The organism is Kitasatospora purpeofusca (assembly GCF_042691725.1).
Taxonomy (GTDB): Bacteria; Actinomycetota; Actinomycetes; order Streptomycetales; family Streptomycetaceae; genus Kitasatospora; species Kitasatospora purpeofusca_B.
Genome location: NZ_CP170483.1, coordinates 1,623,969 through 1,639,665 on the forward strand (window position 1 = coordinate 1,623,969; position 15,697 = coordinate 1,639,665).

Below are 15,697 nucleotides of genomic sequence, written 5' to 3' on the forward strand. Positions count from 1 at the left end.
CTCCGAAGGGCCCATGTCGTCCGTCCTGTCCGGGGGAACAGTGATCAGCGAAATCCTGCCCGTGCCCGTCGTCGTCGAGACCGCCTACTCCGACCCGCCCGAGGCCCGCCTCGAACCCGAGGAGGAGGCGGTCGTCACCCGCGCCGTCGAATCCCGCCGCCGCGAGTTCACCACCGTGCGCCACTGCGCCCGCCTCGCCCTCACCCGCCTCGGCGTCCCCTACCGCCCCCTCCTGCCCGGCCTGCGCGGCGCCCCCGGCTGGCCCGACGGCGTCATCGGCTCCCTCACCCACTGCGCCGGCTTCCGCGCCGCCGCCGTGGCCCGCGCCGACGACGTCCTCTCCGTCGGCATCGACGCCGAACCCGCGCTCCCCCTCCCCGAGGGCGTCCTCGACGCCATCGCCCTCCCCGCCGAACAGCAGCGCAACACCGCCCTCACCACCGCCCACCCCGGCGTCCCCTGGGACCGCATCCTCTTCAGCGCCAAGGAGTCGGTCTACAAGACCTGGTTCCCCCTCACCCAGCGCTTCCTCGACTTCTCCGAAGCCGACCTCACCCTCCGCCCCGACGGCACCTTCACCGCCACCCTCCTCGTCCCCTCCCCCCTCCCCACCCTCACCGGCCGCTGGCGCGTCCACGAGAGCCACCTCGCCACCGCCATCACCGTCCTGCGGTAGCCCGGCTCAGCCCACGCCCGGCCCACGGCGCCGGGCGTGGGCCGCGTGGAGCTCGTTCACCTGGGCGGTCCAGAAGCGCTCCTTCTCCAGCGCGGAGGCTCCGAGCGACAGCAGCCCGAGCTCCTGAGCCAGCGCGTAGAACCCCGAGCCCGCGTCATTGCCGCGTTCGTAGCGGACCAGCGCCGAGAGCATCGGTTCCTCCCCGGGGCGGCCGCTCTGCACGACGAGCCACAGGAGGTGGCCGACGGCCGCCCGGTGGTCGGCGCGGGAGAAGTCGAAGCCGGCCAGCCCCGTCCGCTCCACCAGCGTGGCGTTCAGCTCGCTGTACGTCGTCAGGCGGCCGTCCTCCGCGACCTCGATCAGATAGCCGCGCCCCGCCGCGGCCAGCTCCTCCCACTCCAGCTCGGTTCGACCGTACCCGGGCATCGGACCACCCCAATCCTGCTGAAATCACGGAGCGTTGACCCTATCGCAAGCGTTCCGGCGGCTCCGACCGGTGACACCCGCCACCGGGGCGGTCAGATCCAGCCGTGGCGGTGGGCCCGGTGGAGGGTGGCGGTGGGGTGGGGGGTGCCGAGTTTGGTGGCGGCGGAGGTGAGGTGGCGGCGGACGGTGGCCGGGGGGAGGGTGGTGGGGGCGCCGGTGGCGGTGAGGTCGAGGACGTCGAGTTCGTCGGCGGTCAGGACGGTGGTGTCCGGGGCCAGGGTGTCCGGGTGGATGTAGCGGGCGCCGGTGCGGACGGTGCGCAGGACGTGGGCGAGGACGGCGGCGGACACGCTGCGTGGCAGGAAGGCCCGGGCGCCGGCGCGCAGGGCGCGGCGCAGGTCGCCCGGGCGGTCGTGGGTCGTGATGATCACGGTCGGGCAGGGCGGGAGCGGCGCCCCGTCGAGGCCGGGAGAGCGCAGCGCGAGGACGGCGACGTCGGGTCGCCGGCGTACGGCCAGGGTCGTCGCGGCCGGGGCGGAGTCGGCCTCGGCGACGACGGTGAGGTCCTCCTCCAGGGCCAGCAGGGCGGCCAGGGCCGCCCGGCGACCGGGCTCGTCGTCGGCCAGCAGGAGGCGCAGGGCGGGGAGGCGTTCGGTCATGCGGTTCAGCCTTTCAGTGGCCCCGGGGTGCCGGAAGTGCGTGTACTCACCGAGGGTGATGAAAGTTCTCAGTGGTGGCCCGTGACAAATGTCATGACGGACCATCACCCGAATCGACCGAGCTGGGCGAGTTCGCAGGTCGGGGCAGAGGTGGGGCCGGGGACTCATGCTCCTGGGACAGGAGTGGAGGGAGGGTGGGGGTAGTCGCCCGTAGCGATGAAGCACGGGCAGGGATGATCACGAGGTGTGACTGTGAGTAGCAATTCTGTAAGCGAAGTTCCCGCGCTGGCGGTGAGCGTGCACACGCGGGAGGAGGCCGGAGTGGTCGGCGAGCTGCAGGGATACGGGCTGCTGACCAGTACGGCGACCGTGCTGGTACCGGATCCGGTCGAGGCGCTGGCCAATCCGTGGCGGAGGTTCGTGGCCCGGATCTCGCGCTCGCCCGGGGGCGAGGGCGAAGCGGTGGTCGTGCCGGTCGGGGGCGTCAGTGTGGCGGCGCTCGACGGGGACGGGATCACCACGGCGGCGGCGGTGCTGACGCTGGTCTGGGACGAGCCGTTCGCGGTGGCGGCCGTCAAGGTCACGAGCGCGCAGTTGGCCGACGTCCTGCTGCGCAACCACGGCGACCAGTGGGCGGCCTACGCCGAACTGGGATTGCGGGTGGTGCGGCCGGAGCAGGCCGGGCCTCCGGACACCTGGTGGCACAAGGCCCCCGAGGCCGACGCCCTGCTGGCCGGGAGCACCAGCGAGTACGCGATGGGCACCTGCTGCAGCAGTCGGCTCTGCTGCAGGGCGCCGGAGAAGGCCGCGGGCGTCGACGCGGCGGCGGCGTGAGCCGGGGCGGAGGGTCGTGATGGCGGCGGTGGCGCAGGCACAGGTACAGGGGCAGGGGCGGACGCGGCGGCAGGGGGCGACGCGGTGGCTGCAGTCGGTGTGGCTGCAGGACACCGCGCTGGCGGTGGCGGCGGTCCTTCCGGAGTTGTTCTACTTCGGCACGCTGATCGCACCCTGGGCGAACTGGCAGCAGCGGATCTGGATGCTGCTGCTCGCCCTCGCCGAGGCCCTGGCACTGGTCGTCCGGCGCCGCCGTCCGCTGGCGGTGTTCGCCGCCGTGTGGGTGATCGCCGTCACCTCCGACCTGCTGTCGTTCGCCAACACCATCGACTACACGCCGTGTTTCGGCCTGCTGATCGCCCTCTACACCGTCGCCGCGCAGTACCGGCAACGGGTCGCCCTGACGGTGCTGGTGCTCAGCCTCGTCCCGATGGGCTTGGCGATCGCCGAGACGATCGGCAGCTACCACGGTCCGATGACCGTTCCCGTGCTGGTCGCGAACATCGCGTTCTACGTCCCGGTGACGCTGGTGGTGTGGGGGTTCGCGCGGTGGAGCCTGGCGACCAGGACGGCGGCGGAGCGGCAGCGGCAGGAGGTCGCCGACGCGCGCATGCGGGTCACCCAGGAGCGGGTGCGGATCGCGCGGGAGCTGCACGACATCGTCGCGAACGCCGTCGCGGTGATCGTGATGCGGGCGGAGACGGCGCGGGCCATGTCGCCGGAGGACCCGGCGTGCGGCGAGGCGTTCGCGCACATCGAGGCCCTCGGCCGGTCGACGATGGCCGAGCTGCGGCACATGCTGCGGCTGCTGCGCAGTTCGGAGGCGGCGGTCCAGGACGGGTACACCCACGGGCTGGGCGATCTGGACCGGCTGCTCGCGGACGTCCGCAAGGCCGGCGTCCGGATCTCGCTGGAGACCCGGGGCACGCCGATGCGGATCGACGACAGCGTCGGCCAGACGGCCTACCGCCTGATCCAGGAGGCCGCCACCAACATCACCAAGCACGCCGGCCCCGGGACCCGCGCGGTCGTGCGGATCACCTGGGACCAGGCGCTGCTCATCGAGGTGGTGGACGACGGCGCGGGGCGCCCGCCGGGCGGGGAGCACGAGATGTACCAGGAACTGTCGACCGGGCACGGGCTGCTGGGGCTGCGCGAGCGGGTGGCGCTGTACGGCGGGCTGCTGAGCGCGGCCCCGTACGGGCCCGGGTTCCGGGTGGCGGCGGCGCTGCCGGTGTCCACGGCGGTCGGTGCGGCGGCGGAGCCGCGGTGAGGAGCAGGCCCGGTAACGAGGAGGCCGCCCGGTGGGCGGCCTCCGATCCTCGCGCCCCCGGACCGGACGGCCCGCCTACCGGAAGGCGTCGGAGAGCCGGGTGAAGGTGCGGCCGGCGGCCAGCAGGGCGGGGAGGGCGGCGGCGACGCCGCGGGCGGTACCGGAGCCGGGCCGGTTCATGTGGGCGATGACGATGCCGCCCGGTGCGGCGTCGGCCAGTTCCCGCTGGACCTGCGCCGCGGGGAGGGTGGCGCCGCCGTCGGCGTTGGTGCTGAATCCGGCGACCCGCTGGCCGAGGTCGGCGGCGATGCGGGTGGCGACGTCGTCGTAGTGGGCGGTGCCCGAGCGGAAGAAACCGGGCGGGTGGCCGAGAAGGGCGGTGAGCTCGGCCAGGTTGCCCGCGATCTCGTCGTAGACCTCGCCGGGGTCGCGGGTGCCGGCGATGCCGTAGGCGGAGCGGCCGGTGACGGAGAGCGGGCGGTGGACGGTGCCGTGGTTGGCGATCTCGAAGAGGGGGTCGGCGGCGAGGTTCTCGAAGACCCCGGGGTTGGCGTCGATCCAGCGGGCGTTGAGGAAGAGGGTGGCGGGGACGCCGTGGGCGCGGAGGGTGGCGACGAGGGCGGCGTCGTAGCCGGAGCCGCCGGAGCCGCCGCAGGCGTCGAAGGTGAGGGCGATGGCGGGGGCGGCGGCGTCGGGGAGGGTGGTGAGCACGCCGGGGACGTCGAGGCCCCAGGTGGTGGGGGCGGCGTCGGCGTAGCGGGCGGTGACGGCCGCGCGGGTGGGCAGGGCGGCGGACGGCGCGGCGGAGGGCGACGGGGCGGCGGTGGGGGTCGGGGTAGGGGTCGGGGTGGCGGTGGGCGAGGGCGAGGGCGAGGGCGCTGCCGACGGCGGGGCGGACACGGACGGCGGGGGCGAGGACGGCGCCGTGGTGGGCGGCGCGGCGGTCGGCGGCTGGGCGGCCGGGGTGGGCGAGCATCCGGCCAGGGCGGTGCCGGCCGCCGCCGCCAGGAGGGTCCGCCGACTGAGTGCCATGAAAGCTCCGAACCTGTCCGACCGTCAGTGATCACCGATCCATGCCCCTCCATTCAGAGCCGCCGCGGCCGCCCGTGCAAGCGGGCGCGGCCTTCACGGGGCTGCCGCACGGCCGTGGGGCCGGGCTCACCGGAGGTTCATCGGGGAGGGTACGGGACTCCGCTGACATCCCGACGAGAACGGAGGCTTTTGATGACGGAGGACATGCACGAGGACGCCGGGGCGCGCCTGGGCCGGCGCGGCTTACTGGCGGCGGGGGCGCTCGGGGCGGTGGCGGCGGCCACGGCGACCGCGGGCGTCGCCCGGGCGGCCGACGGCGAGGCGGGCGGCGGGGCGGGCACCGAGCGGACGATCACGCTGACCGGCAAGCTGCCGACCGGTGCCCCCGACTTCGTCCACCTCCCCTTCGACGTCCCCGCCGGCGTCCGCGAGATCGCCGTCTCCTATCAGTACGACAAGCCGGCCGTCGCGCCCGGCACCCCGGGCAACTCCTGCGACATCGGGCTCTTCGACGAGCGCGGCACCGACCTCGGCGGGCGCGGCTTCCGCGGCTGGTCCGGCGGCTTCCGGACGTCGTTCGCGGTGAGCCGGGAGCAGGCCACCCCCGGCTACCTGCCGGGCCCGATCCGCCCGGGCCGGTGGCACGTCGTGCTGGGGCCCTACCAGGTGGCGCCGCAGGGGCTGGAGTACCGGGTCGACGTGACGCTGCGGTTCGGCGCGCCGGGCGGCGAGTTCACCCCGGCCTACCCGCCGGAGCGCGCCCGGGGACGCGGGCGGGCCTGGTACCGGGGCGACTGCCACCTGCACACGGTGCACTCCGACGGGCGCCGCCGGCCCGCCGAGGTGGCCGCCGGCGCGCGCGAGGCGAAGCTGGACTTCATCGTGTCGACCGACCACAACACCACCTCCTCCCACGGGGTGTGGGGCCCGCTGGCCGGCCCGGACCTGCTGATCGTGCTCGGCGAGGAGGTGACCACCCGCAACGGCCACTGGCTGGCGCTGGGGCTGCAGCCGGGCCGGTTCGTCGACTGGCGCTACCGCTCGCGAGACGAGGCCTTCCCCCGGTTCGCCCGCCAGGTGCGCCGGCAGGGCGGGCTGGTGGTGCCGGCGCACCCGTACTGCCCGTACGTCGCCTGCCAGTGGAAGTTCGGGTACGAGGAGGCGGACGCCGTCGAGGTGTGGAACGGCCCGTGGACGTACGACGACGAGTCGGCGGTGGACACCTGGGACGCCCGGCTGGCGGTGGCGCTGCGTGACGGGCGGTCCTGGCTGCCCGCGATCGGCAACAGCGACGCGCACAGCGTCCCGCAGGTGATCGGCTCGCCGCACACGGTGGTGTTCGCCGAGGACCTCGACCGGGACGCCGTCCTGGCGGGGCTGCGCGCCGGCCGCAGTTGGCTGGCCGAATCGGCGGCCGTCCAGCTGGAGTTCACCGCGACCGGCGACGGCCGGCAGGCGGGGATCGGCGAGGAGCTGGCCGTCCCGGCGGACGCGCCGGTGGACGTCCGGCTCGCCGTCTCCGGGGTGCCGAACGGCACGGTGCGGTTCCTGACCGACGAGGGGCAGCTGCACCAGGAGTCGCTGCCGGCCGAGGGCGCCGGCACGGTGGTGTGGCGGACCACGGCCTCGCTCGCCGCGTTCGTCCGGGCCGAGGTACGGCACCCGAGGGCGGACGGGAGCCCGGGCCGGGGCAACGCGATGGGCCCGGAGCTGCCGTGGGGTCCGATGGCGGCGCTGACCAATCCGATCGTGCTGCGGACGCGGAGGTAGCGGGGAGGCGGCCGGGAAGCGGGGGGACGGCGAGGGGACGGCGAGGGACGGCGGGAGGTCCGGGGAGGGGAGGACTCCGGGGCGCACGGTGGACTAGGTTGATCTCCGACAGCAGTCACTCATATGACGAGACGGTCGGCTGTCCGTATGTCCGGGTTCGCCCGCACACCTTCCGGCCGTCCCGCCCCCCGCTCCCCCGTCCGTCCCCGGCCCGCGAAGGGATCAGCAGCTGTGAACCGTACGACCGTAGGTGGGCCGGAGCTCGGAGGCGGACGGGGGGCGGGCAGCGTGGTCGTCCTCTCCGACCCGGCCGCCGGCGCCGGGAGCGGCGCGGTCGCCCCGCTGGTCGCGGACGCGCTCTTCCCGAGCGTCCACCTGCGCGCGGAGGACTTCCGGCGGTCGGTCCGGCAGGGGTACGTGGAGGCCGACCGGCCGGAGGCGCGGCGGCAGAACGTGACCGCGCTGGCGGCCACCGCGCAGGCGGCCTTCGCGTTCGCCTCGGGCGGGTACCAGGTGGTGGTGGAGGGCTCGGTCGCGCCGACGGCGCTGGACGCCTTCCGCCGGGAGAGCCGGGCGACGGGGGCGGCGCTGCACTACGTGGTGCTCAACGGGGGCGCGGTGGCGGAGACGGACGGCTCGGCCGCCGAGGACGCCGAGGTCACGGCGGACACGGTGCTGGCCGGACTGCGGCGGGGGGCGTACCTGCTGGGGTGGTGACCCCGGCCGGACGGCCCCGGGCACAAGGGTGCACGGGGTCCACGGGGGTCCACGGGAAGGGGGGCGGTCCGCCGGTCCGGGGATGACCGGCGGACCGCCCCTGCGGCCGGGCGCCCCGGTGTCCGCGCTCCCACAAGAGCGGCCACCGGGGACGGCCGTCGGCCCGGCGCCCGTACGGGGGACGAGCGCCGGTGGCGGTGCCGCCACCCTGGTCTACGGACGGCGGGTCAGGAACGGTTCATTCCAGTCCGTTTCCGGTTCCTGTCAGCCCGCCCCGGCCATGCCGTGCGCCTCCAGGATCGGCCGCAGGGCGCGGACGGCGTAGAAGTTGCGGGACTTGACCGTGCCGAGCGGCACCCTCAGCACCTGGGCCACCTCGGCCATCGACCGGCCCTTCATGTGCAACTCGACCAGCACGTCCCGGTGGTGGGGCTGGAGCTCGGCCATCGCCACCGCCATGTCCCGGGCCACCAGCACCTCGTCGTACGGGTCGTGGGGGCCGGCGTGGTCCTCCGGGACGTCCCCCGGGACCTCCTGGGCGCGGGCGGCCGCCTTCCGGTAGTGGTCGATGGCGATCCGGCGGGCCACCGTGAACAGCCACGGGCCGCTGTGCTCGGGTCCGCGGTGCATGGCCGCCGGGTTCTGCCAGGCGCGCAGCAGGGTCTCCTGGACGATGTCCTCGGCCTTGCCGCGGTCGCCGCTGGTCACCCGGAGCATCGCGCGCAGCAGGTGGCCGCCGTGCAGCCGGTACAGCTCGGCGAGGGTGTCCTGGTCCAGGGTGGGCCGCGCGGGCGCCGGGGCGACGGGCCCCGGGGCGTCCCCGGCGGTCGTTCCGGCGTGGGCGGTAGCGTCGATGGCCACGGCTGTTGAGCCCCTTACGACATTCGTCATTCGTCGGTACCCGGTCGGTGGTCGACGGTCGGTACCTGGGTCGATCGCTGTCTCGGCGCGCGGGGGCATGCCACGGCGGACGGGCCGCTCTCCCGGGCGCTGCCACGCTCGCAGCCGGCTCCAACGGCGGGCCAACGCGGGCGCGGTCGGCGGCGTTGGCGCGACGTTGGGGACGCGTTCGCGGGCGGCCGGCCGGCCGGGACCGTCGTACCGGGTGGGGCCCTCACTGCGGGCGGCGGCCGCCCCGGTTCCGTCCGGCGCGCACCGCGGCCGCGGCCAGGCCGACCAGCGCCGCGCCGCCCAGGCTCGCCCCGGCGACCGCCGACGCCAGCCGCTGGGCCGAACGGTCCGCCGGCGGCGGGACGACGACCGGCTCGGTGGTGGGCCGCGCACCGTCGGCGGTCGCCGGGGCGGCGGGCGGCGCGGTGGGCGGGCCCCCGGCGGCGACAGCCGTCACCGGGTCCACCGTGCCCCAGCCGACCAGCGGATCGGGCAGCGCCGTACCGGGCCGGTAGGCCGTGGTCCGCAGCCGCTCGGCGAGCTGCTCGACGGTCAGCGAGGGCGACCGGCCGAGCACCAGGGCCGCCGCCCCGGCCACCAGCGCGGCGGCGTAGCTCGGGCCCGAGGCGGTGAAGGTGCCGCCGCCCGGCCCGGCGGCCAGCAGTGCCTCGCCGGGTGCCACCAGGTCCACCCGCGAGGCCCGCCCGCCGGAGCCGCCCGAGCCGCCCGCGGCCGGGACGGACGGCGCGGCGGACGACACGGCGGACGACGCCGGGCCGTCCGCCGGGGCGCCGTCGGCGCCGAGCGCGGCCACCGCGAGCACGCCCGGGTAGCCCGCCGGGTACACCGGGGCCGCGACCGCCTGGCCGTCCGGGCCCACCGGGGCGACCAGCAGCATGCCCTTGGCGGTGGCGTAGCCGACCGCGTCGGCCAGGGCGGGCGACGCCTCCGCGATCGGCGTCCCGACCACGGCGATCCGCGCGCCGCCGTCCGCCGCCGCGCGGATGCCCCGGGCGAGCAGGTCGGCGCTGGTGCTCCCGGCGTCGTCGGTGACCGCCACGGCCAGCACCTTCGCCCCGGGCGCGACGCCGGACGGGGCGCCGTCGGCCGTCCGGCGGCCGGCGATCAGGCTCGCGAGGACGGTGCCGTGTCCGACGCAGTCCCGGCCGGCGTCGCCCTCGCCGTGCAGCCGCGGTCCGAGGGCGAGCCGCCCGGCCAGCGCGCCGGTCCCGGCCCCGGCCGAGGCGTCCACCCCGGACCCGATCACCGCCACCGTGACCCCCGCCCCCCGGCTCAGCGGCCACGCCGTCTCCGGCCGCAGGTACGCCTGCGCCCACCCGGACCGGTCGGCCACCCTCCCGGACGGCTTGCGGCACCCGTTCTGCCGCACGTCGGACACGGTCTGGCCCATCGCGGGCAGCTCCGCCCCGCCCGGCGGCGCGGCCCCGGGGGCCGTCCCCGGCGTGGCCTCCGGCAGCGTCGGCCCGGCGGCGGACCGCCGCTCCGCCGCCACGACCGACGCCCGCAGAACGGTCGCCCCCGGCACGGCCAGGCCCTGGACGGCAGCCAGGGACTCCGCCTCCGGGGCGCGCCCGGCGGCGATCGGCCCGATCCTCGACGACGGCTCGGCGGCCATCGGCCCAACCGACCCCGGCACAGCCGATCGCCCCGCCGACCCGCCAGGTGCAAATCCCCCGACAACCTCGGGAAGCACTGCCGGGGCGGCCCGGACAACCGACCCGCCCAAGGCCGACCCGGCGACCGCCGAGGCAGCAGGCAGAGCCACCCCGGCAGCGGCCTGCCCGGCGACCGCCGGGGACCCGGGCAGCGCCACCCCAACGGCGATCGGCCCCGCAACCGCCGACCCCGCAGGAAGCGCCAGCCCGGCAGCGATCGGCCCGGCAACGGCCTGCCCGGCGACCACCGGGGACCCGGGCAACGCCAACCCATCAGCGACCCACCCCGCAACCGCCGACCCAGCAGGCAGAGCCACCCCGGCAGCGATCGGCCCCGCGACAACCCGCCCGGCGACCGCCGAGGCCCCGGGCGCACTCGCCCCCGCCGCCGCCGCCGTCGGCGGGGCCGCCGGGGCGAGGACGGCCAGGACGGCGAGGCCGCCGACGGCCGCGGCGGCGGGGCGGGCGCCGCGGGCTCCTCCGGCGCTCACGCCGGGCTGCCGGAGCGGTCCGCGGCGATGTCCTCGGGCAGCAGCAGGCTCAGCTCCGACAGATCCGCGACCTCCAACCGGCTGAGGCGACCGGCCCGACGGGTGATCATGGCCTCCAAGGTCTGCCCAGCGAAACGGCCGTCACCGAAGGCGCGGTCACGCGGGACGGCGGCGAACAGGTGCTCCAGGACGGCGAGGCCGCCGACGGCCGCGGCGGCGGGGCGGGCGCCGCGGGCTCCTCCGGCGCTCACGCCGGGCTGCCGGAGCGGTCCGCGGCGATGTCCTCGGGCAGCAGCAGGCTCAGCTCCGACAAGTCCGCTACCTCCAACCGGCTGAGGCGACCGGCCTGACGGGTGATCATGGCCTCCAAGGTCTGCCTGGCGAAACGGCCGTTGCCGAAGGTGCGGTCGCGCGGGACGGCGGCGAACAGGTGCTCCAGGACGGCCAGGGTCTCCGGCGCGCACGCGTACCCGGCGGACTCCGCGTGGTTCCGCAGGATGGTCACCAGCTCGGCGTCCGTGTAGTGGCCGAAGTCGATCTGGCGGGAGAACCGGGAGGCGAGGCCGGGGTTGGAGGACAGGAAGTGCCGCATCTCGTCCTCGTAGCCGGCCACGATCACCACCACCTCGTCGCGGTGGTCCTCCATCAGCTTCATCAGGGTGTCCACGGCCTCCTGGCCGAAGTCGCCGCCGCCCCCGTGCCGGGGGGTGAGGGTGTACGCCTCGTCGACGAAGAGCACGCCGCCGCGGGCCCGGTCGAAGGCCTCCTTGGTGAGCTGGGCGGTGTGGCCGACGTAGCGGCCGACCAGGTCGGCCCGGGCGGTCTCCACCAGCTGGCCGCCGGGCAGCACGCCCAGTTCGGCCAGCAGCCGCCCGTAGAGCCGGGCGACCGTCGTCTTGCCGGTGCCGGGCGGGCCCGCGAAGACCAGGTGGTGGCTGATGGTGGCGGTCGGCAGCCCGGCCTCCTCGCGGCGGCGGACCTGGCGGATCAGGTTGACCAGGTCCTCGACCTGGGCCTTGGCGGCGGGCAGGCCGACCAGGGCCCGCAGTTCGGCGAGCGGTTCGGTGCCGTCGGCCTCCGTGGCCGGCGGTCCGAGCTCGACGCCGACGTCCTCGGGGACGAGCAGCGCGAGGTCCTCGTCGCTGATCTCGGCCTGCTCGGCGAGCCGGGTGGCCTGCCGGTCGACCATCTCCTCGAAGACCTTGCGGGCCGACCGGCCGTTGCCGAAGTCCTCGCCGCGCGGCATCCGTTCGAAGAGCAGGGTGAGCGCCGCGCCGGTGCCCTCGGCCAGCTCGTAGCCGTGGCCGGCGGCGGCGCGCTCGACGATCGTGACCAGCTCGTCGACCTCGTAGTTGGCGAACTCGACGGTGCGGCTGAACCGGGAGGCGAGGCCCGGGTTGGAGGCCAGGAAGTCGCCGATCTCGGCGGAGTAGCCGGCCACGATCACCACGACGTCCTCGCGGTGGTCCTCCATCAGCTTGACCAGGGTGTCGATCGCCTCGCGGCCGAAGTCCGGACCGGAGCCGGAGCCGGACCCGGCCGAGAGGGTGTACGCCTCGTCGATGAACAGCACGCCGCCGAGCGCCTGCTGGAACACCTCGGTGGTCTTGATGGCCGTGCCGCCGATGATCGAGGCGACCAGGTCGGCCCGGGCCACCTCGGTCAGGTGCCCGCTGCGCAGCACGCCCAGCTCCGCGAGGATGGCGCCGTAGAGGCGGGCGACGGTGGTCTTGCCGGTGCCGGGCGGGCCCGCGAAGACCAGGTGGCGGCTCATCGGCAGGGCCGGCATGCCGGCCAGTTCGCGGCGGCGGGCCAGCTTGTTGAGGTTGACCAGGGTGGCCACCTGCTCCTTGACCCCGGCCAGGCCGACCAGCGACTCCAGCACCTCCAGCGGGCCGGGCGGCGCGGCCGGGGCGGCCGGGCGGGCGGGTTCCGCACCGGGTTCGGCGGCGCGGCTCCCCTCCTCGGCGGGGGCGGGCGCGCCGTCGGCGCGCCCGGTGCCGGTGGCCGCGGTCGCGGTGCCGTGGGCGTCGGGCAGGCCGTTCTCCTCGCTGGTCAGCTGCTCGACCGCGAGCCGTTCGCCGGGCACGGTCTGCCGCAGGCCGGAGCCGCGGTTGCGGGCCAGAGTGCAGCCGGTGAGCCGGACGGCGTCGGTGGAGTCGAGCCGCACGCCGTCGCCGATGTTCTCCACCGCGTCGACCTGGGCCAGCACGGCCCGTCCGCCGGCGCCGATCCGCACGCCGTGCCGGCGGTTGCCGTGGCTGCGGACCCGGGTGCAGGTCAGCTCGCCGCCGTCGTCGACCGCGAGGCCGTCCTCCCCGGAGCCGCTGACCTCGCAGTCGCGCAGCGCGGCCCGCCCGACCTTGCCGACCAGCACCCCGGTGCCCCGCGCGCCGCGCACCACGGCCGCGCCGACGAAGGTGTCCGCGCCGTCGGCGATCCGCAGCCCGGCCCGCCCGGCGTCGGTCACCTCGACGCCCTCCAGCCGGCCCCGGCCGTCCCGCAGCGCCTCGACGCCGTCGGCGCCCGCGCCGGTGACGGTCAGGTGCCGCACCCTCGGGTTGGCGCCGCCGCCGATCGACAGGCCCGTCCCGGTGACGTCCCGGATCTCCAGGCGGTCGATGTCGGCGGCGCTCTCCTCGGCGAGTTCGACACCGGCTCCGCCGCAGTTGCGCACCACGGTGCCCTTGAGCACCGGACCGGCGTTGTCGCCGACCCAGATGCCGGTGCCCTCGGCGTCGGCCACCTCGCAGTTCTCGAAGTGACCGCGCGAGCGGCCGGTGATGTGGATGCCGTGCCCGGCGGTACGGGCGGTGGAGCAGCGGCGCAGCTCGGGGTCGGTGCCGCCGGCCAGCGCGATGCCGTGGCCGGTGGTGGCGCTGACCGTGCAGTCCTCCAGCACCACCCGCGCCTCGGAGCTGATGTACACGCCGATGCCGGTGTCGCGGACGGAGGTGCGCAGCAGCCGGGTGGTGGAGCGCTCCTCCAGGGCGACGGCGGGCTTGTCGGTGACCGAGATCTCGCAGTCCTCGAAGGTGCCGCGCGCCTCGCCGTTGGCGCACACGCCGTTGCCCCGGGCGTCGCGCAGCACGCAGTTGCGCAGCAGCGGATTGGCCCGCTCGCCGACCACCACGGCCGAGGTGCCGAGGTGTTCGATGACGCAGTCCTCGATCACGCTGGTGCCGGTGGAGGTCTCGACGATGCCGGCGCCGGCCGGGTTGGTGACCCGGCAGTCGCGCATGGCGAGCGAGCCCTGCTGGCGGGTCAGGACGGCCGTCCAGGAGCTGCCGACCACCTCGCAGTCGGAGAGCGCGGCCTGCCCGCGCGGCACGTCGACGGCGGGCAGCTCCTCGTCCTGGCCCTGCACGACCAAGCCGGTGAGCTGGACGGCCTCGGCCACCACCTGGACGACGCAGCCGCGCCGGGCGGTGATCCGGACGCTGCCGCGCGGCTCCTCGGCGGTGATGGTGACCATCTTGGTGATGACCAGGTTCTCCTCGTAGCGGCCGGGGCGGACCGAGATCACCGCCCCGCTGCGGGCCGCCGCGAGCGCCTCGCCGATCGTGCGGTACGGGCCGCCGCGCTGCTCCGGGCACACCGTCAGCACATGGCGAGACATGGCCGTCCTCTCCTGGGGGTCTTCGTCGTTCGTCGGGTGGAGCGGGGGGTCGGGCGGGATCGGGAGCCGTCAGGAAGCGGTGCAGTCGGCGCGGACGGCGGAGGCCGCGATGTGCGCCTTTTCGGTGGCGCTCCCGCCCCAGTCGACACCGCGCGAGTGCAGCATCACGGCGATCTTGCCGCCGCTCACCGCGAACGTCCCGCCGGCGGTCACCCAACTGCCCCGGCTGCTGGTCTGGTTGACCGAGAACTCGCCGATCTTGCCGCTGTTCGGCGTGGAGGAGTTCTGGACGGTGTAGTACGCGGGCGCGCCGCCGACGGCCTTGTTGTCGGAGTTGTTCGGCACGTACACGGAGATCTTGCAGGTGCCCGTCGCGACCGGCGCGGTGGAGAACGTCCAGACCACCGAGTTCTCCTTGTCGTCCGTGTTCGCGGCCCCGGACATCGGCATCGACACGTACTTGCCGTTGCAGCCCGAACCGCTGTAGCCGCCCGTCGAGCTGCTGGTCCAGCCGGTGGAGCCCTGCTCGTACCAGCCGTTCTGGGCGTAGGCGACGGAGGAGGTGCCGCAGTTGGAGCCGCCGACGGCGCTGTAGGTGGCCTTCGCCGCCGCGGGCGGCGGGGCCGGCTGCTGGGTGGCGGGCGGCGGCGGGGCCGGCTGCTGGGGCGCCGGCTGCTGCGGGGCGGGCTGCTGGCCCGGGGCCGGCTGCTGGGGCGCGGGTTGCTGGGGCGCCGGCTGCTGCGGCGCGGGCTGCTGACCCGAGGCCGGCTGCTGCACGGTCGTCCCGCCACCGCTCTTCTGCTGCGTCCCGCCCGCGGGCGGCTTGGCGGCCGGAGCGGTCCCGCCGCCCGGCTGGGCCCCCGCGTTCGCCGGGCTTCCGGCCGTGCCCCCGCCCAGGGCGAGGCCGGGGACGGTGCCGGGGGCGTCGGCCGGCGGCGCGGCGGCGGCGCCCGGGACCTCCCCGGTCGCGGCCGGGTCGGTGGGCGGCGGGGTCGGGGCACCGGTCACCGGCGGGTCGCTCGGCGCGGGCGGCACCGGGACGTCGTCGATCTCCGGGCCGTCGACGAGGGGGTGGTCCGCCTGGTTCACCCCGCGGCCGTCGCCCTTCTTGTCCTTGCCGCCGTCGGCGCCGTCGGTGATCAGGAACGGCAGGCCCATCAGCACCACGCCCGCCGTGGCGGCGGCGACCAGCGCGGGCCGCTTGAACCGCCGGCGGCCGGACGGCTCGGGCTCGACGGCCTCGGGGTAGTCCATCTCCCCGGCCGGCGGCTCCAGGCCGCCGGGCTCGTCACCGGGCCCGTACCCGGGGTCGGGCGCGGCGGCACCGGAGCCCGGCTCCGCCGGGGTGACGGGTCCGTACTGCGGCACGGCGACCTGCTCGGTCGGGGCCTCCGCCGTCCCAGGACCGGTTCCGGGGGCGGCCCGGGGGCCGGAAGACCCGGGCGGCTCGCCCGGTCCCTCCTCCATCTCCCAGTCCATCGACGGCAGCTGGATGCCCGCCGCCCCGCCCCGAGCCCCGTTCCCGCTCGTACTCGTGCTCACCGCAGCTCCTCCGGCCTCGCATGCAGTCCCTGTCGGCGGGGCCACCCGGCCGACGGGACCTCGGGTGCTCCCACTCCGTTCCTACGGCCGG

The 15,697-nt window shown here is 76.1% G+C and carries 13 protein-coding genes; 5 read left to right on the forward strand and 8 right to left on the reverse strand.

Features of this window, described 5'->3' with window-relative positions; all coding sequences use genetic code 11:
- Positions 1-40 precede the first annotated feature (40 nt).
- A complete protein-coding gene (locus ACFCLZ_RS06445; protein ID WP_380283754.1) occupies positions 41-676 on the forward strand; it encodes a 4'-phosphopantetheinyl transferase in 636 nt (211 codons plus the stop codon).
- Positions 677-682: 6 nt separating this feature from the next.
- On the opposite strand, the gene ACFCLZ_RS06450 is transcribed toward ACFCLZ_RS06445, so the two are convergent.
- The gene (locus tag ACFCLZ_RS06450; protein WP_380283755.1) at positions 683-1,102 is read right to left on the reverse strand and encodes a hypothetical protein; all 420 of its coding nucleotides are present in this window, start codon (positions 1,100-1,102) and stop codon (positions 683-685) included.
- A gap of 92 nt (positions 1,103-1,194) precedes the next feature.
- Complete coding sequence (locus tag ACFCLZ_RS06455) at positions 1,195-1,761, reverse strand: response regulator (protein ID WP_380283756.1); 567 nt, start codon at positions 1,759-1,761, stop codon at positions 1,195-1,197.
- Positions 1,762-2,052: 291 nt separating this feature from the next.
- Between ACFCLZ_RS06455 and ACFCLZ_RS06460 the strand changes: the two genes are divergently transcribed.
- Both ACFCLZ_RS06460 and ACFCLZ_RS06465 read left to right on the forward strand, forming a co-directional pair.
- Positions 2,053-2,595, forward strand: coding sequence for a hypothetical protein (locus tag ACFCLZ_RS06460; protein WP_380283757.1), 543 nt, complete (start codon positions 2,053-2,055; stop codon positions 2,593-2,595).
- Between the two features lie 97 nt (positions 2,596-2,692).
- Complete coding sequence (locus ACFCLZ_RS06465) at positions 2,693-3,868, forward strand: sensor histidine kinase (RefSeq protein ID WP_380283758.1); 1,176 nt, start codon at positions 2,693-2,695, stop codon at positions 3,866-3,868.
- 75 nt (positions 3,869-3,943) lie between these two features.
- Here ACFCLZ_RS06465 and ACFCLZ_RS06470 read toward each other — a convergent pair whose 3' ends face one another.
- Positions 3,944-4,900, reverse strand: a complete 957-nt coding sequence (locus ACFCLZ_RS06470; RefSeq protein ID WP_380283759.1) for a polysaccharide deacetylase family protein — start codon at positions 4,898-4,900, stop codon at positions 3,944-3,946.
- Between the two features lie 192 nt (positions 4,901-5,092).
- On the opposite strand from ACFCLZ_RS06470, the gene ACFCLZ_RS06475 reads away from it, so the two are divergent.
- Entirely contained in the window at positions 5,093-6,670 is a 1,578-nt protein-coding gene (locus ACFCLZ_RS06475; protein ID WP_380283760.1) for a CehA/McbA family metallohydrolase, read from the forward strand.
- A 288-nt stretch (positions 6,671-6,958) separates the two neighbouring features.
- Positions 6,959-7,387 (forward strand): hypothetical protein, encoded by a 429-nt coding sequence (locus tag ACFCLZ_RS06480; protein ID WP_380283761.1) that lies wholly within the window; start codon positions 6,959-6,961, stop codon positions 7,385-7,387.
- 264 nt (positions 7,388-7,651) lie between these two features.
- Here the strand turns inward: ACFCLZ_RS06480 and ACFCLZ_RS06485 are convergent, their stop codons facing one another.
- The 5 genes from ACFCLZ_RS06485 to ACFCLZ_RS06505 all read right to left on the reverse strand — a co-directional run bounded on the left by ACFCLZ_RS06485 (position 7,652) and on the right by ACFCLZ_RS06505 (position 15,606).
- Positions 7,652-8,248 (reverse strand): sigma-70 family RNA polymerase sigma factor, encoded by a 597-nt coding sequence (locus tag ACFCLZ_RS06485; RefSeq protein ID WP_380283762.1) that lies wholly within the window; start codon positions 8,246-8,248, stop codon positions 7,652-7,654.
- A 253-nt stretch (positions 8,249-8,501) separates the two neighbouring features.
- Positions 8,502-9,914 carry a S8 family serine peptidase gene (locus ACFCLZ_RS06490; protein WP_380283763.1) on the reverse strand — a complete coding sequence of 471 codons (1,413 nt, stop codon included), beginning with the start codon at positions 9,912-9,914 and terminating at the stop codon, positions 8,502-8,504.
- A 527-nt stretch (positions 9,915-10,441) separates the two neighbouring features.
- Positions 10,442-10,696: a hypothetical protein gene (locus tag ACFCLZ_RS06495; RefSeq protein WP_380283764.1), complete on the reverse strand. Its 255-nt coding sequence runs from the start codon at positions 10,694-10,696 to the stop codon at positions 10,442-10,444.
- On the reverse strand, positions 10,693-14,064 hold the full coding sequence (locus ACFCLZ_RS06500) for a right-handed parallel beta-helix repeat-containing protein (protein WP_380283766.1): 3,372 nt from the start codon (positions 14,062-14,064) through the stop codon (positions 10,693-10,695). The genes ACFCLZ_RS06495 and ACFCLZ_RS06500 overlap by 4 nt, the downstream gene beginning before the upstream one ends.
- Positions 14,065-14,133: 69 nt before the next feature.
- Positions 14,134-15,606, reverse strand: coding sequence for a hypothetical protein (locus ACFCLZ_RS06505; protein WP_380283767.1), 1,473 nt, complete (start codon positions 15,604-15,606; stop codon positions 14,134-14,136).
- Positions 15,607-15,697: the final 91 nt, after the last annotated feature.

Excerpts from the sequence above, each read along its gene's own strand:
- ACFCLZ_RS06500 (WP_380283766.1), bottom strand. The coding sequence starts at position 14,064 with ATGTCTCGCCATGTGCTGACGGTGTGCCCGGAGCAGCGCGGCGGCCCG.
- ACFCLZ_RS06450 (WP_380283755.1), bottom strand. The coding sequence starts at position 1,102 with ATGCCCGGGTACGGTCGAACCGAGCTGGAGTGGGAGGAGCTGGCCGCG.
- ACFCLZ_RS06470 (WP_380283759.1), bottom strand. The coding sequence starts at position 4,900 with ATGGCACTCAGTCGGCGGACCCTCCTGGCGGCGGCGGCCGGCACCGCC.
- ACFCLZ_RS06490 (WP_380283763.1), bottom strand. The coding sequence starts at position 9,914 with ATGGCCGCCGAGCCGTCGTCGAGGATCGGGCCGATCGCCGCCGGGCGC.
- ACFCLZ_RS06455 (WP_380283756.1), bottom strand. The coding sequence starts at position 1,761 with ATGACCGAACGCCTCCCCGCCCTGCGCCTCCTGCTGGCCGACGACGAG.
- ACFCLZ_RS06475 (WP_380283760.1), top strand. The coding sequence starts at position 5,093 with ATGACGGAGGACATGCACGAGGACGCCGGGGCGCGCCTGGGCCGGCGC.